Source organism: Luteolibacter ambystomatis, from assembly GCF_018137965.1.
Lineage (GTDB): Bacteria > Verrucomicrobiota > Verrucomicrobiia > Verrucomicrobiales > Akkermansiaceae > Luteolibacter > Luteolibacter ambystomatis.
Map to the genome: position 1 here is coordinate 742638 of NZ_CP073100.1, position 25696 is coordinate 768333.

Annotated in this window: 20 protein-coding genes; 12 read left to right on the plus strand and 8 right to left on the minus strand. The window is 62.9% G+C overall.

What is annotated here, in order from left to right; translation table 11 throughout:
• Together KBB96_RS02880 and KBB96_RS02885 are read right to left on the minus strand one after the other, a co-directional pair.
• On the minus strand, nt 1–768 hold the full coding sequence (locus KBB96_RS02880; RefSeq protein ID WP_211632065.1) for a hypothetical protein: 768 nt from the start codon (nt 766–768) through the stop codon (nt 1–3).
• Nucleotides 769–771: 3 nt separating this feature from the next.
• A complete protein-coding gene (locus KBB96_RS02885) occupies nt 772–1428 on the minus strand; it encodes an ATP-binding cassette domain-containing protein (protein WP_211632066.1) in 657 nt (218 codons plus the stop codon).
• A gap of 431 nt (nt 1429–1859) precedes the next feature.
• Between KBB96_RS02885 and purM the strand changes: the two genes are divergently transcribed.
• Nucleotides 1860–2855 (plus strand): phosphoribosylformylglycinamidine cyclo-ligase, encoded by a 996-nt coding sequence (gene purM, locus KBB96_RS02890; protein ID WP_211632067.1) that lies wholly within the window; start codon nt 1860–1862, stop codon nt 2853–2855.
• A 22-nt stretch (nt 2856–2877) separates the two neighbouring features.
• A complete protein-coding gene (locus tag KBB96_RS02895) occupies nt 2878–4803 on the plus strand; it encodes an amidophosphoribosyltransferase (protein ID WP_211632068.1) in 1926 nt (641 codons plus the stop codon).
• Between the two features lie 170 nt (nt 4804–4973).
• On the opposite strand, the gene KBB96_RS02900 is transcribed toward KBB96_RS02895, so the two are convergent.
• Complete coding sequence (locus KBB96_RS02900; RefSeq protein WP_211632069.1) at nt 4974–5963, minus strand: metallophosphoesterase; 990 nt, start codon at nt 5961–5963, stop codon at nt 4974–4976.
• A 376-nt stretch (nt 5964–6339) separates the two neighbouring features.
• Between KBB96_RS02900 and KBB96_RS02905 the strand changes: the two genes are divergently transcribed.
• Both KBB96_RS02905 and KBB96_RS02910 read left to right on the plus strand, forming a co-directional pair.
• The gene (locus KBB96_RS02905) at nt 6340–8730 is read left to right on the plus strand and encodes a tetratricopeptide repeat protein (RefSeq protein WP_211632070.1); all 2391 of its coding nucleotides are present in this window, start codon (nt 6340–6342) and stop codon (nt 8728–8730) included.
• A 152-nt stretch (nt 8731–8882) separates the two neighbouring features.
• Nucleotides 8883–10046 carry a rhamnogalacturonan acetylesterase gene (locus KBB96_RS02910; RefSeq protein ID WP_211632071.1) on the plus strand — a complete coding sequence of 388 codons (1164 nt, stop codon included), beginning with the start codon at nt 8883–8885 and terminating at the stop codon, nt 10044–10046.
• 5 nt (nt 10047–10051) lie between these two features.
• On the opposite strand, the gene KBB96_RS02915 is transcribed toward KBB96_RS02910, so the two are convergent.
• Nucleotides 10052–10786, minus strand: coding sequence for a L,D-transpeptidase family protein (locus KBB96_RS02915; protein ID WP_211632072.1), 735 nt, complete (start codon nt 10784–10786; stop codon nt 10052–10054).
• Nucleotides 10787–10823: 37 nt separating this feature from the next.
• Nucleotides 10824–11807: an SAM-dependent methyltransferase gene (locus tag KBB96_RS02920; protein WP_211632073.1), complete on the minus strand. Its 984-nt coding sequence runs from the start codon at nt 11805–11807 to the stop codon at nt 10824–10826.
• 534 nt (nt 11808–12341) lie between these two features.
• Between KBB96_RS02920 and KBB96_RS02925 the strand changes: the two genes are divergently transcribed.
• Nucleotides 12342–12716, plus strand: a complete 375-nt coding sequence (locus KBB96_RS02925) for a hypothetical protein (RefSeq protein WP_211632074.1) — start codon at nt 12342–12344, stop codon at nt 12714–12716.
• 5 nt (nt 12717–12721) lie between these two features.
• Complete coding sequence (locus tag KBB96_RS02930; protein WP_211632075.1) at nt 12722–13066, plus strand: hypothetical protein; 345 nt, start codon at nt 12722–12724, stop codon at nt 13064–13066.
• 201 nt (nt 13067–13267) lie between these two features.
• Here KBB96_RS02930 and KBB96_RS02935 read toward each other — a convergent pair whose 3' ends face one another.
• A complete protein-coding gene (locus tag KBB96_RS02935; protein WP_211632076.1) occupies nt 13268–14029 on the minus strand; it encodes an HPP family protein in 762 nt (253 codons plus the stop codon).
• 98 nt (nt 14030–14127) lie between these two features.
• Nucleotides 14128–15303 (minus strand): adenosine deaminase, encoded by a 1176-nt coding sequence (locus KBB96_RS02940; protein ID WP_211632077.1) that lies wholly within the window; start codon nt 15301–15303, stop codon nt 14128–14130.
• Between the two features lie 165 nt (nt 15304–15468).
• Here KBB96_RS02940 and KBB96_RS02945 point away from each other — a divergent pair, with 165 nt between their 5' ends.
• The 6 genes from KBB96_RS02945 (at nt 15469) to KBB96_RS02970 (ending at nt 20876) form a co-directional block, all read left to right on the plus strand.
• On the plus strand, nt 15469–16110 hold the full coding sequence (locus tag KBB96_RS02945) for a TPM domain-containing protein (RefSeq protein ID WP_211632078.1): 642 nt from the start codon (nt 15469–15471) through the stop codon (nt 16108–16110).
• A complete protein-coding gene (locus tag KBB96_RS02950; RefSeq protein WP_211632079.1) occupies nt 16107–17330 on the plus strand; it encodes a hypothetical protein in 1224 nt (407 codons plus the stop codon). The genes KBB96_RS02945 and KBB96_RS02950 overlap by 4 nt, the downstream gene beginning before the upstream one ends.
• Nucleotides 17331–17720: 390 nt before the next feature.
• On the plus strand, nt 17721–18320 hold the full coding sequence (locus KBB96_RS02955; RefSeq protein ID WP_211632080.1) for a methyltransferase domain-containing protein: 600 nt from the start codon (nt 17721–17723) through the stop codon (nt 18318–18320).
• 72 nt (nt 18321–18392) lie between these two features.
• The gene (locus tag KBB96_RS02960; protein WP_211632081.1) at nt 18393–19367 is read left to right on the plus strand and encodes a S1C family serine protease; all 975 of its coding nucleotides are present in this window, start codon (nt 18393–18395) and stop codon (nt 19365–19367) included.
• Nucleotides 19357–20358 carry a S1C family serine protease gene (locus tag KBB96_RS02965; protein ID WP_211632082.1) on the plus strand — a complete coding sequence of 334 codons (1002 nt, stop codon included), beginning with the start codon at nt 19357–19359 and terminating at the stop codon, nt 20356–20358. The genes KBB96_RS02960 and KBB96_RS02965 overlap by 11 nt, the downstream gene beginning before the upstream one ends.
• A complete protein-coding gene (locus KBB96_RS02970; RefSeq protein ID WP_211632083.1) occupies nt 20355–20876 on the plus strand; it encodes a P-loop NTPase family protein in 522 nt (173 codons plus the stop codon). The genes KBB96_RS02965 and KBB96_RS02970 overlap by 4 nt, the downstream gene beginning before the upstream one ends.
• On the opposite strand, the gene KBB96_RS02975 is transcribed toward KBB96_RS02970, so the two are convergent.
• Nucleotides 20854–25668 (minus strand): PKD domain-containing protein, encoded by a 4815-nt coding sequence (locus tag KBB96_RS02975; protein ID WP_211632084.1) that lies wholly within the window; start codon nt 25666–25668, stop codon nt 20854–20856. The two genes, KBB96_RS02970 and KBB96_RS02975, sit on opposite strands and share 23 nt — an antisense overlap.
• Nucleotides 25669–25696: the final 28 nt, after the last annotated feature.

The following is a 25696-nucleotide window of genomic DNA, read 5'->3' on the forward strand; positions in this document are numbered from 1 at the left end:
TCAGGAAAGTGACTTCACGCGGAAGCACAGGCGGGAAAGACCGCAGTAAACCGCGAGGATGCCTGCGAAGTAGGCGGCGAGCTGCCAGAAGCGGGTGGCCTCGATGGCGCCGGACTTGAAGTAGAGGCGCTGCGTGAGATCCGCCCAGCGGTACTGCGGGGAGATCTGCCAGATGCCATGCAGGATCGGATTCGGCTCCAGCTTCAACATGCGGTCGATGTAACCGACACCCCACAGGCCATAGATGGCGATGCAGAGGGTGGCGGCGAAGCCGACGATGCCACCGAAGCGGGAGGCCAGCGCGATCGAGAGGCCCAGCAGCGGTGCGATCGCGAGGCTGAAGAGCGTGAGATACTGGAGATTCATGACCCACCACATGCCGCGTTCTTGTGGATCGGCAGGCATGGCAAAGAGCAGGCAGATCGTGGTGCCGAGGATGGCCAGCGGGATCACGAAAATCATGACGGCGAGCCAGATCTCCAGCCATTGGCGGGTGGCGGAAACGCCGGTGGTGAGGAAGTATTCCCCGAGGCCGGACTTCGAGTTCGCCTCGCCCTGGCGGGCGGCGGAGTAGAGGCCCCATAACAGGGTGCAGACCCAGACGGAGGCCCATGCGGCTTGAATGCGCGCGGGCTGGACCACACTGAGGCGCTCCGTGGCTGTCGAAATCAACGGCAGCACGAACGGCAGTACCACCACGGCGAAGGCGCAGATCGCCCACGCCTTGCGGCGGAAAATGGTGGAGGCGGTGAGGTGGAAGAGGCGCATGGTTCAGTTCAATCGGGCCTTGAGGCTGCTCCAGGTTTGGTCGGAACCGGTGAGGTGCGAGATGTGGCCGTGCTCGATGACGACCGCGCTGGGCATCGGCATCGAGTCGTAGTCCGGATGACAACTCACCAGCCGCAGGACGTGCCCGCGGCTGCCGTGCCACAGCTCCTCGAAGGTTTCGCGCGCGTAGGCGTCCAATCCGCTGAAAGGCTCATCGAGCAACAGGATGTTCGCCTGATCCGGGACTACGGAAAACTCGGCGAGAATCAGGCCGGCCTTGCGACGGTTGCCGGTGGAAAGGCGGCCATACTGCTTGCTGGTGTCGAGCTCGATGCGCTCGGCGAGCTCAAGGGCGGGCTTTACCGCCGCCTTCGGGAGCATCGCGCGGAAAATGGCGCTAACCGGGATCTCGGCATCGAAGCGGAGGTCTTCCGGGAGATATTGGGTGAAACCACTGGTTTCGAATTCCCCACCGAGACGCTTGAGCGTTTTGGCCAGCGTGCGGAGCAGGGTGGTCTTGCCGCGGCCGTTGCGCGCGAGAAGAAAATGCGTGCCTCCGGCAAGGGAGATTTCCCGTTCACTCCGTGCAAGCGGCTGGGCGTAGCCGATCTCAAGACCGGCTCCCAAGCGGATCAAGGGCGTGGTGTTTTTGCACGTCATGCTTTTTGCAAGAATCGACCGCTTTCTAACGACTGAGCCTAAATATTCAAGAAAAATTAAATATTTGCCGTCCAAAGCCGTTGGGACAGTAGAAATATTTAGCGAAACAGGCAAATATTTTTTTGAACGGTTAGGGTTACGGATTTGTCTGAATGAAATGCATGGGTCTATTCCATGCGTTTTGCACCTCGGATGGGTTTGGTTGGATGGCTCTCCTTTTCCACTGTCCGAGTTCTACTTCGGGAACCCTTTTTGAAACAGTGCGCGATCGCGTGGGGCAGGGAACGTGATCGCGGGGGTGTCTGCCGCTTTTTCCTCCACGGTGGCTGAAATCCAGCGATTGCGTCGGGGTGGGACGCAGGAATGAGAAATTCGCGGGTTTTTCCGCGTGACGGACCGGGGTGGGGTGTTAAACACCCGCCATCGGCAACATGGCGGGCAAGCTCACGTATCAACAGGCAGGAGTGGACACGCGCAAGGCGGCCGCTCTGGTAGGGGACATCAAGACTCACGTGGCTCGCACCCAGGCGAACCGCAAGCTGTTCGGCGCGTTCGGACTGTTCGCGGCCTGCTACGACCTCAGCTCTTATCAAGAGCCGGTGATGATGACCGGATGTGACGGTGTCGGCACCAAGCTGGAGCTGCTGCTGGAGCACGATCTTCTCGAAACCGCCGGCAAGGATTTGGTGGCGATGAGCGTGAACGACATTCTCACCACCGGTGGCGACCCGCTGTTGTTCCTCGACTACATCGGCATTGCCGCACTCAACGAGGAGAAGATCACCCGCCTGATCGGCGGCATGGCCGATTACCTTGAGGCCTGTAATTGCATCCTGGCCGGTGGCGAAACCGCCGAGATGCCGGGCATCGTCCCCGTGGATGTGATCGAACTTTCCGGTTTCTGTATCGGTTGTGCGGAGAAATCCGACCTCATCGACCCGACCACCGTGAAGGTGGGGGACGTGCTGATCGGCTACGCCTCCGACAGCATCCATGCCAATGGCTGGTCGCTGGTGCGCCGGGTCCTGAAGGACCACGCTCCGGACGTGACGGAGGAAGAACTCGCGGCGTGGCTGCAGCCCACCCGCCTTTACCACGATGTGGTCAACGACCTGAAAGCCTCCGGCGTGAAGCCCAAGGCCATGTCCCACATCACCGGCGGCGGACTGCCGGAAAACCTCGAGCGCCTCTTCGTGGGAATGGGCGCCGATCTGGAGATCCCGAAGTGGGAGCTCCCGGGCATCGACAAGCTCCTCGCACACGTGGACGCGGAAGACCGCTTCCACACCTTCAACATGGGCATCGGCTGGGTCGCCATTGTTGCCGAATCCGACGTGGAAACCGCCCTCAAGGCGGGCCCCGGCGGAACAATTATCGGTCGCATGGTTGACGCGGAAGGAGTCCGTGTAAAGGTGCGGGGCGAGTGAGGCCGAGCCAAACTTCCGGTAAATGAGCGACTTCCTGAAACACGAATGCGGGATCGCCGCTGTGCGACTCCGCAAACCCCTGGCGTATTATCTGGATCGTTACGGCTCCTGCCTATGGGGCTTCAACAAGCTGTTCCTCCTCATGGAGAAGCAGCACAACCGCGGACAGGACGGCACCGGCATCGGCTGTGTCAAACTGGACATGCCGCTGGGGCAACCCTACGTGCAACGCCGCCGCGGCATTGAAAAGGATGCGCTTGCCCGCATCTTCCAGAAGGAGGTGAAGAGCTTCCACAAGATGGCGCGCAAGGGCATCCTCGATCCGAAGGACCCGGCCAGCGTCAAGGAGCGCTACGATTTCGGCGGTGAGATCCTGGTGGGCCACCTCCGCTACGGCACCTCCGGCGAGTTCGACGAAGGCTCCTGCCATCCGTATCTCCGCCGCAGCAACTGGCCGACCCGCACCCTGATGGTGATGGGGAATTTCAACATGACCAATGCCGGGGAGCTGAACCAGGTGCTCATCGAGCGCGGCCAGCATCCGGTCTTCGGCACGGACACGCAGACCGTGCTCGAGGAAATCGGCTATCATCTCGATGAGGCCCACACCGATCTCTACCGCAAGCTCCGCGACGCCGGAGTGGATGGCCGCGAGATGCCGGCCCGCATTTCCGCCGAGCTGGACGTACCGCGTCTGGTGGGTGAATCAGCCCAACCGTGGGACGGCGGCTACGCCATCTGCGGCGTGGTCGGAAACGGCGACATGTTTGTGATGCGCGATCCGCGCGGCATCCGCCCGTGCCACATGCTGGTCACGGATGAGGTGATCGCCTTCGCCTCGGAACGTGTGCCGCTCATGACCGTGTTCGAAGCCTCCGCCGACCAGGTGAAGTCCGTCGATCCCGGCTCGATCATCACGATCAAGGCGGACGGTTCCTACAGCGACAGCGCGTTCTCGCCGCCGCAGCGATACACGCCGTGTTCGTTCGAGAAGATCTACTTCTCCCGCGGCAATGACCCGCAGATCTACCGCGAGCGCAAGGCGATGGGCGCGGCCCTCGTTTCGCAGGTGGTGGATTCCATCGATGGTTCCTTTGACAAGGCGGTGTTCTCGTTCATCCCGAACACCGCGGAGACCGCCTACTACGGTCTCATGGACGGTCTGCGTCTCTACCGCCGCCAGGAAGTCCGCTCGGAAATCCTCAAGGCCGTGGACGCGGGCAACCTCACCGCGGACAAGCTGGACGAACTGATCCTGCGCAACTGGCCGCGCGGCGAGAAGCTCGCGCACAAGGACATCAAGATGCGTACCTTCATCTCCCAGGAGAAGGGGCGCGACCAGCTCGTCTCGCACGTCTACGACATCACCTACGGCATCGTGAAGCCGGACGACGTGCTCGTGGCGCTCGATGACTCGATCGTCCGCGGCACCACGCTGAAGAAGTCGATTCTCAAGATCCTCGCGCGCACCGAGCCGCGGAAGATCGTCATCTGCTCGACCGCCCCGCAGATCCGCTATCCGGACTGCTACGGCATCGACATGGCGGACATCGGACAATTCATCGCCTTCCAGGCCGCCGTGGCCCTGCATCGCAAGGCCGGCCGCCAGTCGCTGCTCGACCGCATCTACGACGAGTGCCGTGAGGAGATGAAGAAGCCCGCCGAGGAACGCCGCAACCGCGTCCAGGGCGTCTATTCCGACTTTACCGATGAAGAGGTCTCCGCGGAGATCAGCCGCATGGTGTATCCGGAAAGCATCGATTGGAGTGGCGAGGTGCAGGTGATCTTCCAGACCATCGAAAACCTTCGAGCTTCCATCAAGGGCGACTGCGGTGACTGGTACTTCACCGGCGACTACCCGACTCCCGGCGGCTACGCGATGGTGAACAACGCCTACATCCGCTGGTACGAAGGTGTCGGCGGCCGCAGCTACGACTTGCCGCTGTGAGGCCCAAGGACGTGGCTCCCCGGAAGGAGCCACGCATAGTCGCGAGGCTCCCGCCTTGCGTATTGGGTGAAGCGCGATGGAAGGTCAGGCGTGTGCTTCTTGAAAAGATCCGCAAGAAGCACGCAGGCAGGAGCCTCGCGCTACCTTGCCTGTAGTGATCAAAGGACGGCTTACGCCGTCTTCCACTTGAAGTCCGGCGTCTTCTCGAAGGCATGCAGCAGCTTGCCATTCGCATCGATGTGGCGGAGCAGCAGCTTGTCCTTCGTGATGGAGAGATGTGAGAAACCGAACACCGCCTGCGCGAATTCGGCGGGGTGGTTTTCGTGGATGTCGGTGAGACGTCGACCACCACCACCGGAGATGACGAAGCTGGTCCTGCGGCCTTCCAGTTCGAGATGCTGGAGATCGTGGTCGTGGCCGCCGAGGTAGAGATGCACGCCGTATTTCTCCAACAGCGGTGCGATCTCATCGACGAGTTCCTTGGTGTCGTTGTGCGGACCATTGGAGAACACCGGATGATGGCCGACCATGGCGGTGAAGGGCGCGCGCTTCGATTGCAGCTCCTTTTCCAGCCAGCTCATCTGGGCCTTCTTTTCCTCCTCGGTCATCCAGATCGGGCGTTGCTCGGCGAGCTTGCCGTGGATGGCGCGGTTGATCGGCTCCCAGTCGGTGTCGATGAAGAGCAGGGTGATGACCGGGTTTTCCTTTGGCAGATCCACGCGATAATATTTCGCTGGCATGGTCCAGCGGGTTCCTTCCGGGCGCTTGGCGTAGTCGAGCTCGGCTTTTTCCTGACCGGCGGTCTCCGCGTAATCGTGGTTGCCGAGGATGGCCCAGCAGGGACCGGGGAAGACTTCCTTCGGATAGCAATCCTCGAAGCCCTTTTTCCAGCGCGGCGAGTTCACGCCATCCATGCCGCCGCCGTAAAAATTGTCACCGAGCATCAGCATGCCCACCGGCGGGGCGGGGAGCTCCTTGGTGTAGCGGGTCATGCCGCGCGCGACCGCCCATTGCGATTCCTCCGCACTGCCGAAGTCGCCGATGGCGAGCAGTTCGAGACTCCCGGCCCCGGCTTCCGGAGCGGCCTCGGAACGACGGAGATTCAGCCCGAGGGCCAGACTGGAACAGAAGGCGGTCTTGAGCAGGCGGCGACGGTTCATGGTGGCTGTAGCAGATCACTCCAACGCCGCGCCGCCCATGGAAATTTCGCCAAAATCATTGTCTGGGGGAAATGGCGAGGACTCTCTCTTTGACCTCGGAGAGGTCACGGAACATAGCCGGTGCGTCGCGAAGCGACCTCCGGTGTGCGTCCTCATTGAATCTGCGCCCATGCGTCAGCGGGGCGCGAAATAGCGCCGGGCTCCGCCCGGCGTGCTGGGAGGATTGCTTTGCCGGTGATGCCATCCCCGTCTGGCAAAGCACCGCTGGAAGCACGCAAGGCAGGAGCCCCACGCTACCCGGTGCGACCCACTTCGGGGTCGAAGAAAAAGAAAAGGGGGCAGCCGAGTCCGGAGGTCGCTGCGCGACGCACCGGCTATGTTCCGCGACCTCTCCGAGGTCGGAGAAACCGGCGGCCTGATGTGGTGGTGGGGCGGTTTCGAATGCTTGGGCAAGCGGCTCTGGAAGAAGACTTCGCTCGGTTCTGGCCATTTCCCCGGGGCTCGTACATGCTGCGCGGAAAGCATGGGGCAGGCACGGAAACGGCATGGGGCTGAGGCGGGCACGACGCGGGGCGGTGGCGGTGGGATTTGGATCATCGCCGTCCTCGTTGCGGCGGTGGTCGCGGGCGGAGTGGGTTGGTGGTTGTCCCGGAAGCCGGAAGCTCCAGTGGTCCCAGTTGCCGAGGCAAAGGCCGCGCCCGCACCGGTGATCCCGCCGGAGGACAAGGTCCACGCGGGCTATGCAGGGTCGGCTTCGTGCAAGGACTGCCATCAGGCGGCGCATGAGAAGTGGATGACCTCGAACCATCACTTCGCGGAGCGCATGCCGGACGCGAAGCTGGATGGTCCGGCATTCGATCCCGCGCATCCGATTTCCCATGGACGCCAGACCTCGGAGGCGAAGCTGGATGAAAAGGGCCTGATGCAGCTCATCACCCAGGGTCTCGACAAATCGAAGCAGTCGTTTCCGGTGCGGCGTGTGATCGGCCACGATCCCTTGCGCCAGTTCCTGATCGAGGGGCCCGGCGGTCGCATGCAGGCGGCGGAGTTGGCGTGGGACCCGCACAAGTCGGAGTGGTTCGATGTCTATGGCACGGAGGACCGCCAGCCCGGCGAATGGGGCCACTGGACCGGCCGCGGGATGAATTGGAACGCCCAGTGCGCGAACTGCCACAACACGCGCCTGCGCAAGAACTACGAGCCGGAGACGGACAGTTACCACACCCGCATGGCGGAGATGAGCGTGGGCTGCGAGTCGTGCCACGGTCCGATGAAGGCGCACGTCGATTGGCAGGCGACGAAGACCACGCAGGCCGCGGAAGCGAAGGATCCCACGCTCAAGCCCTTCAGCCGCGATCAGATGCTGGAGACCTGCGGCGCCTGCCATGCGCGCCGCGGTGAGGTCACCGGCGATCTGGTGCCCGGCGAATCGTTCTACGATCACTTCAATCTTACCGTGCCGGATGGCAGCGACCTGTTCTATGCGGACGGCCAGGTGCATGAAGAAGATTACGAATTCACCGCCTTCCTCGGCAGCAAGATGCACGCGGCCGGAGTGCGCTGTGTGGACTGCCATGATCCGCATACCGGCAAGCGGGTGCTGGAAGGAAACGCCCTGTGCATGCAGTGCCATGCCGGTGGCGCGCCGCGTCCCGGCGTGACCAAGCCCGCGCCGGTGATCGATCCGGTGGCGCACAGCCATCATGGCGAAGCCAGCGCCGGAAACCTCTGCACATCCTGCCACATGCCGGTGACGGATTACATGCAGCGCCATCCGCGCCACGATCATGGCTATACGATTCCCGATCCGCTGATGACGAAGGAATACGGCATCCCGAATGCGTGCAGCCGCTGCCACACCGACAAGGATGTGAAGTGGGCGATGGAAGCCACGGAGAAGTGGTATGGCGGCAAGATGAACCGCCCGACGCGCGCGCGCACCGATCTCTTCTCCCGTGCGAAGCTCGGTGACCCGGCATCACGCCAGCAGCTCATCGATTTCCTGAAACAGCCTAACGAACCGCTGTGGCAAACGTCCGCCGTACACCTGCTGGGCACGTGGGCGGGTGAGCCTGCTGCGACCGCCTCTTTGCTCGCCCAGCTCAAGCATCCCAGCCCGTTGGTCCGTGAGGCCGCCGCGCGATCCGGTGGTGTGTTGGCATTGGAGGGAGATGAAGCCACCCGTGCGGCGCTCAAGCCCCTACTGGAAGATCCCGTGCGCAGCGTGCGTGTGGCTGCTGCGTGGATGTTGCGCGATACGGTCGACCCGGAATCGCGCGCGGGCACGGAGCTTTTGCACATGCTGCGCATCGGAGCGGATCAGCCGATCGGGCAGATGCAGTTGGGACAGTATGAATTCGCCCGTAAGAATGCGGCGGTCGCACTCGGGCATTTCCGCAAGGCGGTGGAGTGGGACCCGAACTCCGCGCCCTTCCATCATGATCTCGCGGTGGCCCTCAGTGCCAGCGGTGATGCCACTGGAGCGATCCGTGAGCTTCAGCAAGCGGTGAAGCTCGCGCCGGAGATGGCCGAGTATCACTACAAGCTCGCGCTCGCCTGGAACGAGGCGGGCTCGCTGCAGAACGCCATCGCTTCTCTGGAGGAAACGGTCAAACGCGATCCCGGCATGGGGCGGGCGTGGTATAACCTCGCAGCCGCCTACGCCCAGTCGGGCCGCAAGCAGCAGGCGATGGAAGCCGCACAACGCGCTGCTGCGATCAATCCGCAGGACCCGCGGGTGATCCAGTTGTTGCGGTCGCTGAGGTAGCGGGTCCGTCTTTGCCCCGGCAGGGGCAAAGAGTAATGGGATTCTGCGGCGGCTCTCTACCTCATTTGGCACCGGGGATTTTCTTGCGGCGCTTTCCCGCACCCTTCGTAATGGCAGGCACTCTATTGCAAATGTCTGCCACCGGTATCTTCATGAAAGCCACCTTGCCCTTGCTGCTTCTCGCAGCCCCCGTCCATGCCCAGGAAATCTGTCATGCGGACTTCCGTGATGGCACGCCGCCAAAGTGGTCGGTGGAGGTGCCGGAAGGGAACTACGATGTTACCCTGACTTTCGGCGGCAAGGACGCGACGGATACCACCGTGCGCGCCGAGGCGCGGCGCTTGGTGTTGCCGAACTTCAAAACCGAGGCGGGCAAGACCGCGACCCGCACCTTCACCGTGAACATGCGCACGCCCGCGCTTCCCGATGGCAAGCGTGTGAAGACCAACGCCCGCGAGAAGGATCATCTGGATTGGAACACCACGCTCGATCTCTCCTTCACCGGCAGTCATCCCGGAGTCACCGCCGTGGAGGTAAAGCCCCGTGCGGATGCCCTCACCGTCTTCATCGCCGGAGACTCCACCGTCACCGATCAACAGAACGAACCCTACTCCGCATGGGGACAGATACTGCCGATGTTCTTTCAGCCCGGCACCGCGATTGCGAACATCGCGGAGTCGGGTCTTGCGCTGCGTAGCTTCCGCAGCCAGCTCCGCTTGGAAAAGATCCTCTCGCAACTCAAGAAGGGCGACTACGTGCTGATCCAGTTCGCCCACAACGATGAGAAGGAAAAAGGCGAAGGTGTCGGTGCGTTCACGACCTACAAGGCGGATCTCGAGGACTACGTCACGAAGATCCGTGAAAAGGGCGGCCAGCCCGTACTGATGACGCCGATGTTCCGCCGCCGCTTCGACAAGGACAATCGCCTGCAGGACTCACATGGCGACTATCCCGTGGCGGTGCGGCGGGTGGCGGAGGAGAAGAAGGTGCCGCTTGTCGACCTTCATCGCCATAGCGAATCTCTTTTCAGCGCACTTGGTCCGGATGGCACCACCAAGGCCTTCGTCCACTATCCGGCGAACACCTATCCCGGGCAAACGCAGGCGCTCAGCGATGACACGCACTTCAACACCTATGGCGCATGGCTGCTGGCGAAGTGCGTGGTGGAAGGCATCCGCAAGGACGTGCCGGATCTGGCGAAGCGCCTCACGCCCGGCTTGCCGGTGTTCGATCCCGCGAAGCCGGATCAGCCCGGTTCATGGTCCGTGCCACCGTCTCCTCCTCCGTCCTCCGTGGAGGTTCCGGCGGGGAGTTGAGATACTCACGGTAATTTCCACTCCGCGCGCTTCGCCTGATATTCGGTGGCGGGCAGCAGCACGTAGACGGGATTGCGGGCCGGATCGATGCTGGAGATCAGCCAGCGCAGTTTTGCTTCCGGCATCGTCGTGCAGCCTGCGGTCGGCTTTGTGCCATCGGCGCGCCAGACGTGGAAGAAGATCGAACTGCCACCACCGGGGGTGACACGTGGCGGCGCGTTATGAGCGATGAACAGCTTGATCTTGTGGGCCGGGTCATCCTGCTTCATCTGCTGCTTCTTTTCCCAGGCCGTGGACGGCTCGTGATCGAGGATGACGTTCTTGTTGTAGTCTTTCGAGGCGGGGTCCTCCACCCACAGGTCGCGGCTGGTCACCTTGCGGTAAAAGAGGCCCGGCTTCTTGTTGATGGCCGCGTCATTGCCCCACGCGCCGCCGATGGAAAAAACGCCTGCGGGCGCGCGCCAGTCGCCTTCGTTCTTCAGCTTTGCTCCGGACGGGGCCGGGCTCATGCCGCGGCCCCACACCAGGCCATCGCGGCCAAGGCGTCCGCTCCACGTCGGGCCGACCTGCTTCCACGGGCCACCGCTGTCGCGCTGCCACAGGGCCAGCGTTACGTAGGAGTTGTTCCAATCCTTGGCCGTGCCGACCACGCACTGGGTCGAGGAGGACGGGATCTGAAAGGCGGAAGCGGAGGCCAGAGAGACGAGGCCGACGGCGAGAAAACGGAGCAGGCGCTGCATGGGTCTATGAGACGCCAGATCCGCCGGTTTTCAATCATTAGAACGTCGCACGCGCCCGCAGAACCTTGAAGGCCGATCCCGCGCCCTCCGGGTCGACCAGCGCCTCATCGACCGGATTCAGCGGGTCGATGTGCGGCAGCAGGAAATCCCGCTGGGTCATGATGAGGATTTCCTTCGCCCATGGGGACACGGTCAGATCGAGGTCGGTGAAATTCACGTCCGCGGTGAGGTCCTGCCGGCCCGCATGTTGAAACACCGCCGGACCTTCCACCCGCTGCTGCATCAGGTAGCCGCGGAGGGTACCGTGAGGCCGCCGGTGATAGAGCGTCTCCGCCTCATCCCCATAGTCGATCACCAGCATCTCGCTTCCCACCCAGTCCGATATCCATTCGTTGATCCAATCACGTGCGGATTCATGCACCTCGATGATTTGTCCCACCGCGTGGGGCTGCTTGAAGGAGGTGGAACACGGCAGCTTGTCCGCCGGTTGCCAATCCTCCGTGGGGCCGTCCGGCAGGAGAAACAGCTCGTCCCAGCCGTTTTCCGTCCGGCGGAAACGGCGCACCGGGAAGGCGTCGATGAGTTCGTTCGAATAGATCGCGGCGGAGTGGTCGCAGGCCTCGAGGGCTTCTGCCATGGTGTCATGCCAATGGACGCTTTTTCCGAGCAGGGCCTGTTGTTTTTCACGCAGCGGCAGGGATTTCTCCACCAGATGCAGCTTGGTACGGAGCCGCGTCCACCATGGCAGGGCTTTCATGACGTCCGCCGCCAGCCGTCCTTCGCCGGGGCCGATCTCGATCACGTTCCGCAGACCGGTTTCCGCGATCCATGCGGCGATGGCGCGTGCGAGCGCGCCGGACAGCATCGGCGTGGTGGTGAAGTCTCCTCCGCGCCCCACGCCCCGGATACGGCGTGCATAGTAGCCGCGCCGCGGATCGTGCAGCGCGCGGTCCATGAAGCGGTCGAAGCGCAGTGCTTCGCCATCGGTCCATGGCCAGGGAAGGGCGGGGGATTCGGGCATCCGCCGCTACGCAAGGGGAACTCCGCCGTGGAATCAAGACGTGTGACGGCCCCGCCGGAAACATCGCCCGGTTTTTTTTGACGAAACGCGGAATGCCCGATCAAAATCGTGGGAATGAAGAAGGAATGGATTGCGGGTGTTCTCCTTGTGCTTGTTGCGGCCGGAGTGTTCTGGGTGACGAAATGCGGTGGCAAAACGCCCGCCGTCGTTTCTCCTCAATCCGGACAAGGTGTCGCTTCCTCCGTCCCTGAAAAGACCGCACCATCTCCGGAAACTCTCCCGGAGGCAGCCAGACGCCAGGCCGAACCGCGCCCCAAGCTGGATAAACCGGAATACCCCGTGGCGACGTGGGTGGAAGGCAGTTCCAAGCTGGTGAGAAGTCCTTTCAACAATGAGACCATGATCGACGTCGGAGGGATGCCTCCCGGCGGTCTTGCGCGGGATCCCTCGGAAGGAAAAATCTTCCGAATCCCCGCACCCCGGCAATGAAGGCGGCTGCTTGACGATGCCGGACATCCGGCGGAGTATGGGAGAATGAAGGAACTGTTAGCCGGTTGCATTGGCCTGCTGGGCCTGGCGGCCTGCAAGAAGGAGGAAGCCGCCCCCATCGGAGAGGCGGAGCGGAAGGCCGTGCAAAAGTCCGCGCCGGGACTGGTGGCGGATGCGGACAAAGGTGCTGGCGGGAGGAAGCAGGCGGCTCCGCGGCCGAAGCAGGAAAAGAAACCCGAACATCCCGTAGCCAAGGTGGTGGGAGGGCAACCGGGTTTCGTGGTCAGTCCCTTCAACAAGCAGATCGTCGATGTCCGGGGTGTTCCCGCGGGCACCCTGGTGCTGGATCCCACCTATCCCACCGAGGAGAAGCGTTTGTTCCGGGTTCCGGAATCCACATCCAATCCCAAACCATCCTAATCCCAATGAAATCCATCCTGTTGCTGCCGTTGGCCCTGTTGTGCGCTCTGCCATCCTGCGCGCCGAAAGGTGAGATCGTGCTCGTCCCGGACAACGTCCCGCGCTTGTTCCGCAACCGCTCCGTGCAGGCCGTGTCCTTCGCAGGCCAGTACCCCGAGGCCACGCCCATCCGCTGCTGCCCGTGTCTGGTCCGCAGTCCCTATACCGGAAAGGTCGTACGCGTGAAATCGGTGAAACCCGGCTACATCGCCAAGGACCCCACCGTGAAGTGTGCCGTCCGCTACTTCCGCGTGCCCCAAGATCCGAGCCTTGATGTGGTCGTGGAACAGGAAATCCACACCGCCAAATGAACGCGCTTTCAAAAGCTGTCGTCACTCTCCTGCTGCCGGGTGTGATAACGTCCTGTGGTCCGAATCCTGCCGCCGTGAAATCGAGCGTCATGGACCGCACCGTGGGCAACCGCGTTTACGCTGCGGAAGCCAAGGGGCAGCCGCTGCCTGGGAAACACTATCCGGTCGCCGAGGTCGTGCCCGGCCGGCCGGATGTCATCATCAGTCCCTACACGCAGCAGCCGATCCCGCGGAGCCGCCTGAAAGTGAAGCAGGGACCGCTGGTGGAGGATCCGACCGTTCGCTTCGCGGTGCGCTATTTCCTGCTGCCGGAGTAGGGGATAGCAGGCCCACCAGCCGGATCAGGTCGTCCTCGGTGATATCCACGAAGGAATCCAGACTGCGCAGCGCCGCGACCACCGCCTCATGGCTGGGCTCCGCTTTCGCGACCCGGCGTTTCGCCACGAAGGCGGGGTAGCGCCGCCAAGGGAAGAAGGTGTTGAAAATCACCGCGATGGATACCATCGCCAGCGCGTTGGCCAGCACCGGTTGGAAGACAAACCTGAAACCCAGATCGTGGATCGCCTGCCCGCCGAGCACTGCGGTCAGGCCGGTGGCTCCGCCTGGCGGATGGATGCACTTGAACTGGTGCATCGCGCCGATGGACAACCCCACCGCACAGGCTGCCGCGATCTCCGGCGAGGGAATCCATTTCGCGCATGCGACTCCGATCAGGGCGGAGAAACCATGACCCGCGATCACCGGCCACGGCTGTGAAAGCTGGCCGTGAGGCACCGCGAACAACAGCACCGCGCTGGCCCCCATGGAGGCGATCACCGCCGCCGCTCCGGACAGGTGAAGCACGCTGCGACTGATCGCCACCAGCGCGAGCAATGAAAGAAAGCCGCCCAGCATGGAAAGCAGCTTCTCCTTCGTGCTCACGGGACTGAGTTCGATCCCGAGCCAGTTTCGCCAATGATCCATACGCGGGCGGCGAAATGAATCGTGATGCGATATAAATCAAGCCTTTCATGCCAACCATGGCTGCGGCTCATGACGGGGTTCCCCGGCTGTTGGTGCCTCTACCCCTGGCTGCTCTTCCGCAAGTTCTCCGCGAACGCCCGCTCGGTCAGTTCCGCGAACAGCGTGGCATAGGACGGCAGGAGCCGCTTGTGGATGACCTCCACCCGCTCGTGATGCGGGGCGAAGGCGCTTTTCATCGCATTCATCGTGATCTTTTCCAGATCCACCAGATCGAGCCCGAAGGTGGTGGTGGCGGTCTCGAATTCCTTGGTCATCGAGGTATCGCTCATCAGGCGGTCATCCGTGTTCAGGCAGGCGCGGAATCCAGCGCGGTGGAAGAGTGGAAACGGATGTTCCTCCAGGCTCGGGGTGGCTCCGGTGTGAACGTTGCTCAGCAGGCACATCTCGATCGGGATGCGGCGGTCGAGTACGAATTGTGCGAGTGGTCCGAGTTTCAGGCTGCCGTCCGGTTGCACCTCGATGTCATTCCGCAACCGCGTGCCGTGGCCCAGGCGATGCGCGCCGCACCACTGGATCGCCTGCCAGATCGATTCCAATCCGAAGGCCTCGCCCGCATGGATGGTGATGTGGAAATTCGCGCGCCGGATCGCTTCGAAGGCGGCCATGTGTTTCTTCGGCGGATGCCCGGCCTCACCACCCGCGAGATCGAAGCCGACCACGCCCTTGTCCCGCCACCGGATCGCCAGCTCCGCTGCTTCCAGCGAATCGGTTCGATCACGCATCGCGCAGAGGATCAGTCCCCATTTCACCCCGTATTGCCTGCCACCGCGATCCAGTCCCTCCAGCACCGCCTCCACCACCTCATCCTGGCTCAGCCCGTGGCCGGTGTGGAAAACGGGGGCGAACCGCACCTCCGCATAGATCACTCCATCCCGGTGCATGTCCTCGATGAACTCGAAGGCCACGCGCTCCAGCGCATCGCGCTCCTGCATCACGCCGATGGTGTGGGCGAAGCCTTCCAGATACTCCGGCAGGTTGCCCCGCTGTGCGCCGCGGTGGAACCACGCCGCCAGTTCGCCCGCATCTTCCGTCGGCAGACCCGTGTAACGATGGCTCTTCGCCAGCTCCAGGATCGTCTGCGGGCGCAGGCCGCCATCGAGGTGTTCGTGCAGCAGCACCTTCGGAATGCGGGTGAAATCGAGCGCGTTCACCAGCTCCTTTCCTGAAGGCATGGGAGCGGTGGGAAACAGCTCGGGATAACGATGTTCGATCATGACGCAGTCTAGCAGAACGATGCAGCATCATCCAACCGCCAAAGACTGAAATCGTGCTCTGCAAATCATCTTCGGGCACCCCATTTGACTTTGACCGGATGAAGGTCCGGGCGTAGTCTATCAGCGGTTTTCCACACTCCTCCCTGCATGAAATGTCCGCGCTGTGTGCAACGAATCCACCGCGCGGCCGCGGGCTGTCCGCACTGTGGATTCACGCTTGCGGATGCGGATGCGATTTTCGGTGCGGACGAGGTCGGATTGCGCGCGCTGACGGATGCCGCGGGATTGTTGCGGAGGGATGAACAGCGCCGTGTGGAGCAGGCGATGTGGGATTTCAACCGCCGCTTTCCCCAGCTTTTCATCGCCGTGCATACCGGCTCCTTCAGTGGCGTGGCGAACCTGCGGCAGTTCGGATTCTGGCTGCTCAACCGCGGGGCCTTCGAGGATGTGCCGGTGGATCGTCCGAACGAGGCCGGCGTGCTCATCGCCATCGATGCCGAGGCAAAGGCCGCGGGCATCACCTTCGGCTACCTTCTCGATCCGTTTCTGGAGGAAGAGGACACGTTCCTGTGCCTGTCGCGCGCGCATTCGTATTGGCTGGAAGGACGTTTCGCCGATGGACTGGTGAAGGCGATCGAGCAACTGGAGAGCCTGCTGAAAAAACGCTGCCGCCAGGCCCGGCGGAACCCGGCGAAGTTCGAGCGCCGGGTGGCCCGTCCGCCGCAGGTCGATCATCTTGTGCAAAAGATCCGTCGCGGACGGCAAACCGGGTCCACGCTCACGGAAAACGAGGAGGCCCGCCGATGAACGCGCGCCTTCCGATCACCCTGTTGCTGGCATTCCTCACGGCAGCGGCACCGGCCCGTACCAGCAAATCGGAGAAATCCGGAAGCGGCAAGGGCGGCTCCCGCACCGAAAAGAAGGAGAGAGCGGTGGAGGAACGCCCGCGACCCGCCAAGCCGGAGCGCGCGGAAGCGGCTGCAGTTCCCACCACTCCGCCGCCCGATGTCGTCATTCCGAAATTCCCGCCCACTCCCACGCTCGGACCGGAGGGGGTGCCCGATCCCGCGTTGCCCAAGTGGACCGAGGCGGATCTGACCCTGCTGAAATCCGGCAAGGGGCCTGCCGCCTCCATCCTGCTGTCCGAGGAAATGCCGCCGGACGAATCCGCCGAGCCGAAGACCCAGCCCCCGAAAGTGGCCGGTCCGACCGCGGAGGAACTCGCAGGTGATCTCACGCCGTCCACCGCCATTCCGGACAAATACCTCGCCGCGTATTTCAACGAACGGCCGAAGGCTTTCCTCGTCGATCCGCAGAAGCTGCTCACTCCCGAGCAGTATCGCGACCGGCTCGCCTTCCTGAACTACCATGCTGCGGACTCCACTATCGACCTTTACGTCTATATCTTCGGCGCCTCCCAGGAAATCCCCGGTGAAGTGCGAGCGGAGGAACTGGCGGAGCGCATGTTTTCCAGCGGTCGTCCCGCGGCCTTTGTCTATTACTTCATGGGCGTGCCACAGCGGTCCGTCTTTTATCTGAGTCCTTCGCTGACGGACATGGTCTCCGGAGTGGAACAGCGGCGGGCGCTCCAGAGTTCCGTGCTCCGGGCTCTCGACAAGGCTGATCCGGCGGAGCAGCTCGATGCATTTTCGGTGCAGATGTCGATCCGTCTGTACTGGATGGAGCGCATGCTGGCCGGTGGCACCATTCCGGAAAACGTCGCCTATGTGGGCAATGCTCCGCCGAAGGCCCCGGAAAAGGAAAGCAAGCTTGAGGCTCTCTACCGCAAGCTGCCGCCACGCTGGTGGCTGCCCGTCTCCGTGATCCTCGGATCGGTGGTGGCGGGCTGGAGCATGCGAACCTGGCTCCAGTTCCGGGCGCGCTACCGTTTTCCCGAATTTGATGTGGAGCCGCGTCTTGGAGGGGATCATGCCGCAGGTATCGGTGCGGTGATTTCCTTCGCCAGTTCTTCGCTGCCGCCCGCGGTCCAGCGCGAGCAGGTGCCGGATTACCTGAGACGGGCGTGATGGGTCCGGGAAGTCACGCCTGCATTACGACCTCGAAGAGGTCGCGGAAAGCTTGCCGGAGTGTCGCGCAGCGACCTCCGGATGAATCGATTCTCTTGATATTCTTTCGACCCCGGAGTGGGTCGCACCGGGCTGGTTGGTTGGGTGACGTGATACCGGTGATAGCGGCTTCAAAGGCCTTTCCGCCTCCCGCACCCCGCTGGCGCATGGGTGCGGATTTCAAAATACTCACCCTCCGGAGGTCGCTGCGCGACTCTCCGGCTATGGTCCGCGACCTCTCCGAGGTCGTAGAAAGGCTCTTGGGATGATGTGCTACGGCTTCACAAAACCATTCAAATCCCAGCTATCGCTCTTGCGTCCTGCCGTGTCCGGTCTTCTTTCTTCCGCATCATGACCGACTGGGAATCCCGCTACCGTCAGAACGACACTCCATGGGACAAGGGCAATGCGGCACCGCCGTTGTTGGAATTGATGGAGCGATGGCCTGCCGCCCGGATGTGGGGTGGGGGCGAGGTGCTGGCACCGGGTTGTGGATTTGGCCATGACGTCCGGGCCATCGCCGCCGCGGGTGTTCCGGTGGTGGGCTTGGATCTGTCCGAATCCGCGGTGGAGGGGGCGCGTCAATTTACTCCGACCGGGACCGAGCGATATGCCCGTGCCGATCTCTTCGACCGCTCGTGGTGGCCGGAGCAGGGATTTGGCGGCTGGTGGGAGCACACCTGTTTTTGTGCCATCGATCCGGCGGACCGCCCTCGATACGCGGAGGCGGCCGGTGCCTTGGTGCGTCCCGGCGGCTGCCTGAGCGGGGTGTTTTACCTGACGCCGAATGATCCGGGAGAGGAGGATTGCGGGCCGCCGTTCAATGCTTCCATCGCGGAAATCGATGGATTGCTCGCGCCGTGGTTCGAGCGGGTGGACGCTTGGGTGCCGGAACGGAGCTATCCGGGCCGGGAGGGGCGGGAATGGCTGGCGGTGTATCGCCGGAAATAAGCTCCGGAGCCGTATGCCATTCGGACGGTTGCGAGATCGGAGTTGCCAAGCTAGTATGAATCCCGCGCTTCCATGATCCGCCTTCTTCTCCTGATCGCCTCCGTGCCGCTCGTGGCTGCCGCCGCGCCGGACCGGCCCTATTTCAATGACAAGAAGGTGCCGGACAGCCGCAAGGATCTGGATGCCATCCAGAAGGCGCTCGCGACCGCGCTGCCGAAGGCCCGCGAGGCCACCATTTGCATCGAGATGGGCGAGGGCAGTGGCAGCGGTGTGATCGTTTCCGCGGATGGTCTGATCCTCACCGCCGCCCACGTGGCTTCCGCTGCCAACAAGGAAATGACGGTGGTGATGGAGGATGGCAAACGCCTCAAGGCGGAGTCGCTCGGCCTGGTCTCCACCACCGACTGCGCGATGGTGAAGATCACGGAAAAGGGCAACTACCCGCACGTGGAGATCGATCGCGACGAGTCGACCAAGCTGGGGGATTGGGTGTTCGCGCTCGGTCACTCCGGCGGCTTCGACAAGGAGCGGGGCTCGGTCGTGCGTCTCGGGCGCTTGGTTCGCACCGCGGATTCCACCATCCAATCGGATTGCACGCTCATTGGCGGCGATTCCGGCGGTCCGCTGTTTGACATGCAGGGCCGCTTGATCGGCATCCATTCCCGCGTCGGTCAGGTGTTGGCGCAGAACATGCACGTCCCGGTGAAGGAATTCCTCAATCACTGGGATGAGATGCTCGGCGGCAATTTCGTCGGTGAAGGCCCGTTCGCCAAAGCTCCGGAAAAAGGCAAGGGCTTCCTCGGTCTCGCCACCGAAGCGCGGCTGGAAGGCGGCGTGCGCGTCTCCAAAGTCGGCCGCGAAAGCCCCGCCGAGAAAGCCGGCATCGTAGAAGGCGACGTGATCCTGAAACTCAATGGCAAACCGCTCGCGACCCGCGACGATCTCCAGGGCATGCTCAAGGAGATGGCCGCCGGCGACAAGCTGGCGCTGGAGATGCTCCGCAACGGCAAGCCTGAAACCCTCGTCCTCAGACTCGGTGAACGTTAAGCTCCTTTCCCTCGCGCTTTGTCTCGGCGCTTTGTCTCCCGTCCTCCACGCCGCGCAGAATTTGGAATCGGATTCCCGCAAGAATGGCGATGCGGTGGTGGCGGTGTTCGAGCCGGTCCGGCAGGTGCTCCAGACCAGCAGCGCCGTGATGCGGGATGGCCGCAAGGACATCGCCTACGGCACCGTGGTTTCCGCGGATGGTTACATTTTGACCAAGGCCAGCGAGATCAACGGAGTCGGTTCGCTCGGTGTCATCATCGAAGCCACCAAGTACGAAGCCCGCGTCATCGCCACCGACCCGGTGTGGGATGTGGCTTTGGTGAAAGTGGAGGCACAGGGTCTCCAACCGGTCGTGTATTCCACCATCACGGACGTGCCGCAGGGAACATGGGTGGTGGCGAATGGCGCGACCAGCCTCACCCGCCGCCGTGCCCTGGCCGGGATCATCAGTGCGAAGGCTCGCGAAATCCCGGCCGGGGGTGGTGCCGCGCTCGGTGTGGTGATGAAGGAAAAGTCCAAGGTGGCCGAGGTGGACTCCGTGAACGACCGCAGTGGCGCGCATGAAGCCGGGATTCAGAAAGGCGATATCCTGATGGCGATCGATGGGAAGAAGATCTCCAAATCCGAGGACATCATGGCGGCTCTCAAGGACAAGAAAGCCGGCTCCACGGTGAAGGTCACTTTGCGCCGCAACGGCAAGGAAGAGACCCTCGATGTGCGGTTGGCGGTGCGTGGGGATCTTTATGAAGAGGAGAGGACCCGCAACGACGAGATGAGCGGCGAGTATTCCCGGCGTCGCACCGGGTTCCCCCGTGTGATCCAGCACGACATTCTCGGGCGCAAGGATTCCGTCGGCGGTCCGCTGCTCGATCTGGATGGCAAGTGCGTGGGCATGAACATCGCCCGCGCCGACCGAGCCCAGAGCTTTGCAATCCCGGCTCCCGATTTGAAAGCGCTCGCCGAGAAGATGATCAAGGACGCGTCCAAGTGAGACGCATCCTCGTGACAGGCAATGCCGGCTCGGGAAAAACGACTTTTGCCCGCCGCGTCGCCGCGGAACTCGGCATTCCTTGTCACGGCCTCGATCCGATTGTCTGGCAGCCCGGCTGGAAGAAAACTCCTGCTCAAGAGAAAGCCCGGCGCATTGCGGAGTTGATAACGTCTGATGCCTGGGTGATCGACGGCGTTTCCGATCAGGTGCAAGCAAGCGCGGATATCGTGGTGTTTCTGGACGTGCCGAGATGGTGCTGCTTCCTGCGGGTGGCGAAGCGGAACTGGCGTTACCTGTTCCGCTCGCGCCCTGAATTGCCACCCGGTTGTCCGGAGATCCGGATCATCCCGACATTGATCCGGATCATCTGGAACTTTCCCGCCAACGTCCGGCCCGGGATTTTATCGCAGGTCGGCCAAGCGGGAGAGGGCCGGTGGTTCTTCCATATCCGGACCGCTGCCGGGAAGGACCGATGTCTGGTTGCACTGTCGGAAGTTACTGCGGCACTTCCACGGTGACGCGCAGGAACATGCGGGAATTCCCCGCCTGGGCATCCGGCACGCCGCATCGTACGGCCCGCGAGCCGCCGGAGGGCGAGTCGGTTTCGATGCGCGAGGTGCCCGGAGCGAGCCATTGCCAATTCGCGGTGCCCACCTTGCGGGCGATGGGTGTCCACTGGATCAGGTCCGCACTCATCATGACACGATACACTCCGTCTCCCGGAGTGGGATCGGGCAGCGTGAAGGCACAGCCGCGGCGGCCGGAGAGCGTGGCACCGGCTTTCGGTAGATTGGGAGAGACCGGGCTGTTCGAGTTCGGGTTCAAATTGAATCCGTATTCGATGAAGTTCTGCAAGCCGTCCTGATCCGGATCCGCATTTCCGGAGCTACCAGACGGGTAGTAGTTGATGACCCACTGGCTGTAGCTGCCCGCGACCGGGACGATATCGCTCTGCCAGATCGAGAGCGCATCACCGACGGTGAGGAAGGTTCCTCCCGAGGAGGCCGCCGCACGGCGCCGGTTGGAGGTCGGAGAGGTCAGTGCATACCAGTTGATCGCATCCTGGGAGACGAGGTTGGTTTCGAATGCGCCCCCGTTGACGGATTGGTCGCGGCCTGCCGCGAAATACAGGTTCGAGCCGTAGGCGAAACCTTCGATGACTTCCTTGGCGGTGCGGTTGCTGGTGAAGGTGAGGCCATTGTCCACCGAGGTCCGCAGCAGCGAGGAAGAGGTGGTGTAAATGCCGCTGCCGCAAATCAGGAAACGGTTGTTCAGGAAAGCGGCTTCCGTGCCTGCATTGTTCGTGTCCGTGACGCCGCTGCTTGCCGAGACATCCGTCCAGCTCAGGCCGTCCGTCGAACGGAAGACACGCTGGGCGGTGCCGGTGTTGTAGGTGGACGTCATCAGGAAGTAGCCGTTGCCGTAAGTGACCGCGCCCAGGGCGGCGGCGGATGGAAGGAACGAAGTGGTGGCGACGGCCGTCCAAGTGATGGAGTCGGTGGAGCGGTAGAGCGATCCATTGTTGCCGCACGAGACATACACCGGGCTGCCGGCATTGCCGTTCCATGCAACGGCTTTTTGCTCCATGCCATTGTTGGCGAAGAAGCGCTGGGTCCAGGCGATGCCATCCGTCGAAGTGGCGATGTAGGAACGCCAACCGGCGGTGCCATCGAAACCATACTGCTGGCCGCAGCCCACGAAGCGGGTGCCATCATGCAGCATGCCGTAGAGGTCGGTGTTCAGCCCGAGCTGGTAGCCGGTCCACGTCGCTCCGCCATCAGTGGAGACCGCGATCGGTCCTTTGAACGCTCCACTGAAGAGGGAACCCGCCGCTACGATGCGCCCGCCTCCCACGGCCACAGTCTGCAAATCGCCCGCGTAGCCGCTGACACCCGCGCCGGGAGTGATGGTTCGTTGGGTCCAGTTGGACAGCGGATCTGTCACCACCAGATTCTGCGCGACCGTTACCGGGCCGGAACGTCCGTCATAGACCCGCAACGTGATCGGATAGGTGCCACCCGCAGGGAGGCTCTTGAAGATGCTCGCTCCCTCCGAAAGCGGATAGGACACACCGAAATCCCACACATAGGTCAACGGATCGGCATCCGCGTCGGTGGCGGAGGCGGTGAACTCCATCACGCTGCGGGCGGTGGCCGGAGAAGGAAGGGTGGCGGCGGCACCGGTGGGCGCGTGGTTCGGCACGTCGATCGGATCCGCGTATCGGGCGATGCCGCCGCTCTGCACCACCACGAAACGACCATCACCGAAGGCCATGTCCCAGTCATCACCCGCGGCTTGGTTGGTGGTGGGGCGCGCCCAGGTGCTTCCATTGTCCTGCGAAACGAGGATCGTGGAAGGCGCTCCGGACTCATCCATGGCCTGGGCCGTGCAGACCAGAGTGCCGTCGTGAGCCTTCCGGATGGTATTGGTCGACCAGCGGGTGGCGGAAGGCAGGCCGGCCGGTGCCCACGTGACGCCGTCGTCGTCCGAGTAACGGATGCCGCCATACCAACCGGTGATGAAGCTGCGGCCGTTCGCGCCGGTCAAACCATCGACATCGATACCGGCATCAAGTCGCGGCGTCCACGTGATGCCGTCCGGAGAGGTCAGCACCTTGCGGTCGGAACTGGTGGAGGCCACCCATACCGATCCTTCCCACGCGACATGGTTGAAGGTGGGTGCTCCCGCGACCGAATGGCGCGTCCAGGTCTTGCCATCCGTGGAGAGGAACGCATGACCACCGCCGGTCACGGCGAGGAAGCCTGGTGTGCCGTAGGCCACTTCTTCGATGCGGCTGGCCGTGGCCGGGAAAGCAGATGCCTGCCAGGCGCGGCCATCTTCCGACCACGAGAAACCGGCATCCACACCAGCACCGCTGCCATCGCCCGCCGCGACGAAGACTCCGGCCCCATACGCGGGATGGCAGGCTCCGTCGGTCACATTGGTGGAACCGGCACCGGTATTCCATGTGACGCCGTCCCAACTGAAATAGGGCGTGCCGAAGTAGCCGAAAGCGACGAAGCGATGCTCGCCCCACGCGATGCCCACCACCGGATTGGTAGTGCCGGGGAAGGCGCTGGAAGTCCAGGTGAGCAGGGGATCGGTCACGGTCACCGTCTTGCTGACGACCGCGGTGCCACCCTTCATGTCACTGACGGTGCAATCCACCGTGTAGGTGCCGCCGATGGTCCAGTTGAGCGTCTGGGACGAGTTGGAGTTCCGGTAAACATTGTCCTTGGTATCCCAGGCATACGCCAGCGTGTCGCCGTTGGAGTCGCTGGCGGAGACGGAATAGGCATTGGCCGTGCGCGCGGCCACGGTGGCATTGCCGGTGATGGAGGACGCGGTCGGTGCCGCATTGCCCGGGAAGGGGCCGATATTGACCCGCAGATCGATGTATTCGTTTGGTACGGTACCTCCCGTAGCCAGTGGAGTCACATGGATGTTCGCGGTGGTATCGGAGTAGGTGCGTCCCACGGTCAGGGCGGCATCCGAGACATCGGTCGAGGTGGCGGGTTTCGTATCGAGCAGGTCGTGGGTGCCGTGGACCCAGGCGAGATGGAGGCCGTGGGTCATGGAGGGATTGTTCGTGCGGCGGGGACGGTAGGTCAGCCAATAGTACTGCTCGCTGCCCGGTGTGGCCACCTTCGTCATGCGCACTCCGCGCGGATTGAGGATCGAGGTGGCTCGGTCGATGCCGTAGAGGCGCACGTTCTGTGAAGTGGTCGCATTGGTCCAGTCCGCGGTGGTCAGCCAGTTCAGCTTCGATTTCTGGCCCGCACCGAAATGATCCACGGGCACGGAGCCGCCGCCCATCACATCGTAGATGTCCCCGTATTCCGTGGAACTGCCCGGTCCGGCGATCGATCCGTCGGTGGTGTCCCAGCGGTTCGAGTGTCCGAGGCCGTAGTTGTGTCCGAGCTCATGGGTGATGACCGAGGAACTCACGGAATTCTGGAGCCACATGTTGGTGCCGCCCGCCAGACCGGCGTAGTGGACGCCGCCGCTGGACAGGTTGTATTCCGCGAACACCACGCCGACGATGTCGTAGTCGCCGAAGCCGCCGGCGTCTCCCGCAGGGCCGATGTTGATGGCGGAATCCGCTCCGCTCTTCGTGGAGCGGAAGGTATTGCGGGCATCCAGCAGCAAGCCGCCATTGTTGTTGGTCGCCTTGTAGGTGGCGGTCGTCTGCGGCAGGCGGTAGACGTTCGCGCTCACTCCGATGGTCAGCGAGGTCTTGCCGTAGGAAAATTCCTCCACCGCACTTTTGACGGAACCGCTGAAAGGGTCCGCCACCTGGGCTTGGGTGAAGGGTGCGCCCGGAACGTCCGAGGTGTCGACGCGGATCATGAAGATCCGTTTCACCGTCTCGGTCCACGTCGAGTTCGCCTGGGCGTTGGCGATCGACTGATAGAGCGAGAGGCCGGGGTCCTGGCCTGCGGAGGGCTGGAAAGAGGTCTCCAGCAGAATGGCGGAGCTGATGTGCGGATCGGGCTTGTGATCGAGCGCGGAAAGCCGGCGGTTGGTTTCCTCGAGTTCGGCCAGATCGGAGAATGAGAACACCTTGCCCCCGGCGATGGCGGTGGTGGTGCCGTTGGTAAGGGCTCCAGTGACCACGCTGGAGCGGGGAGCGGACATCCCGAGGGCGGCAAGGTCGGCCGCGTTGACCGGAATGAGCGCGTGATCATATACGGCGGCGTCACCATCCAGAATGATGCCAGTGAGAGGCGCGTGGTCCTTCGACATCATTTCGACACGTTGTCCATAGACCCACAGGGAAGCGCGGGATCCATCCTCGAAGGTGAGCGAGCGGATCGCGTCCGGAGTTCCGGGAGGGAGGGTGCCCGAGTCTCCGCATACCGGATACACCTCCACCTTGGCTGGGGCGGTGAAGGGCCTTTCGACCAGCGCCTGGATCTCCTGCGGAAGAGTGGCGTATTCGGAAAAGGAAAGGGCATGTTGGAGGGCGGCCTCCGGATTCAGCCGGATCAGTTGCTGCATGAGGACGCGCCTTGGCCCGGCGGCTTCCTTCATCGCGCCCAGGGCTTCCGGAGAGTGGTCTCCCTTTATCAACCGGTTCGCGATGCCGTTCTTCAATCTGGCATCCGCCTCCGCCATGTTGGCGAGAGCTTTGGCGGCTGTCTGGCTCCGGGAGCTTTCATCCGGCGTTGGAGTGGCCGCGCCATTTGTTCCGGCGGCGGCCGCCGTTACGCGATCGTTCGATGCGGGCGGAAGTTTTTTCCAAAGCAGCCAGCCGACCGCCAGGGCGGACAAAACTCCGATGACGACGATTCCGCGCGTTTGTTTCATGCAGGCGAGTGTTTAGCTGCCTGCATAG

Coding starts and splice junctions, on each gene's coding strand:
- KBB96_RS02940 (WP_211632077.1), bottom strand. CDS start 15,303: ATGATCGAACATCGTTATCCCGAGCTGTTTCCCACCGCTCCCATGCCT.
- purM (WP_211632067.1), top strand. CDS start 1,860: ATGGCGGGCAAGCTCACGTATCAACAGGCAGGAGTGGACACGCGCAAG.
- KBB96_RS02910 (WP_211632071.1), top strand. CDS start 8,883: ATGAAAGCCACCTTGCCCTTGCTGCTTCTCGCAGCCCCCGTCCATGCC.
- KBB96_RS02905 (WP_211632070.1), top strand. CDS start 6,340: ATGTTCCGCGACCTCTCCGAGGTCGGAGAAACCGGCGGCCTGATGTGG.
- KBB96_RS02895 (WP_211632068.1), top strand. CDS start 2,878: ATGAGCGACTTCCTGAAACACGAATGCGGGATCGCCGCTGTGCGACTC.
- KBB96_RS02915 (WP_211632072.1), bottom strand. CDS start 10,786: ATGCAGCGCCTGCTCCGTTTTCTCGCCGTCGGCCTCGTCTCTCTGGCC.
- KBB96_RS02955 (WP_211632080.1), top strand. CDS start 17,721: ATGACCGACTGGGAATCCCGCTACCGTCAGAACGACACTCCATGGGAC.
- KBB96_RS02950 (WP_211632079.1), top strand. CDS start 16,107: ATGAACGCGCGCCTTCCGATCACCCTGTTGCTGGCATTCCTCACGGCA.
- KBB96_RS02885 (WP_211632066.1), bottom strand. CDS start 1,428: ATGACGTGCAAAAACACCACGCCCTTGATCCGCTTGGGAGCCGGTCTT.
- KBB96_RS02900 (WP_211632069.1), bottom strand. CDS start 5,963: ATGAACCGTCGCCGCCTGCTCAAGACCGCCTTCTGTTCCAGTCTGGCC.
- KBB96_RS02880 (WP_211632065.1), bottom strand. CDS start 768: ATGCGCCTCTTCCACCTCACCGCCTCCACCATTTTCCGCCGCAAGGCG.
- KBB96_RS02930 (WP_211632075.1), top strand. CDS start 12,722: ATGAAATCCATCCTGTTGCTGCCGTTGGCCCTGTTGTGCGCTCTGCCA.
- KBB96_RS02935 (WP_211632076.1), bottom strand. CDS start 14,029: ATGGATCATTGGCGAAACTGGCTCGGGATCGAACTCAGTCCCGTGAGC.
- KBB96_RS02975 (WP_211632084.1), bottom strand. CDS start 25,668: ATGAAACAAACGCGCGGAATCGTCGTCATCGGAGTTTTGTCCGCCCTG.
- KBB96_RS02920 (WP_211632073.1), bottom strand. CDS start 11,807: ATGCCCGAATCCCCCGCCCTTCCCTGGCCATGGACCGATGGCGAAGCA.
- KBB96_RS02925 (WP_211632074.1), top strand. CDS start 12,342: ATGAAGGAACTGTTAGCCGGTTGCATTGGCCTGCTGGGCCTGGCGGCC.
- KBB96_RS02960 (WP_211632081.1), top strand. CDS start 18,393: ATGATCCGCCTTCTTCTCCTGATCGCCTCCGTGCCGCTCGTGGCTGCC.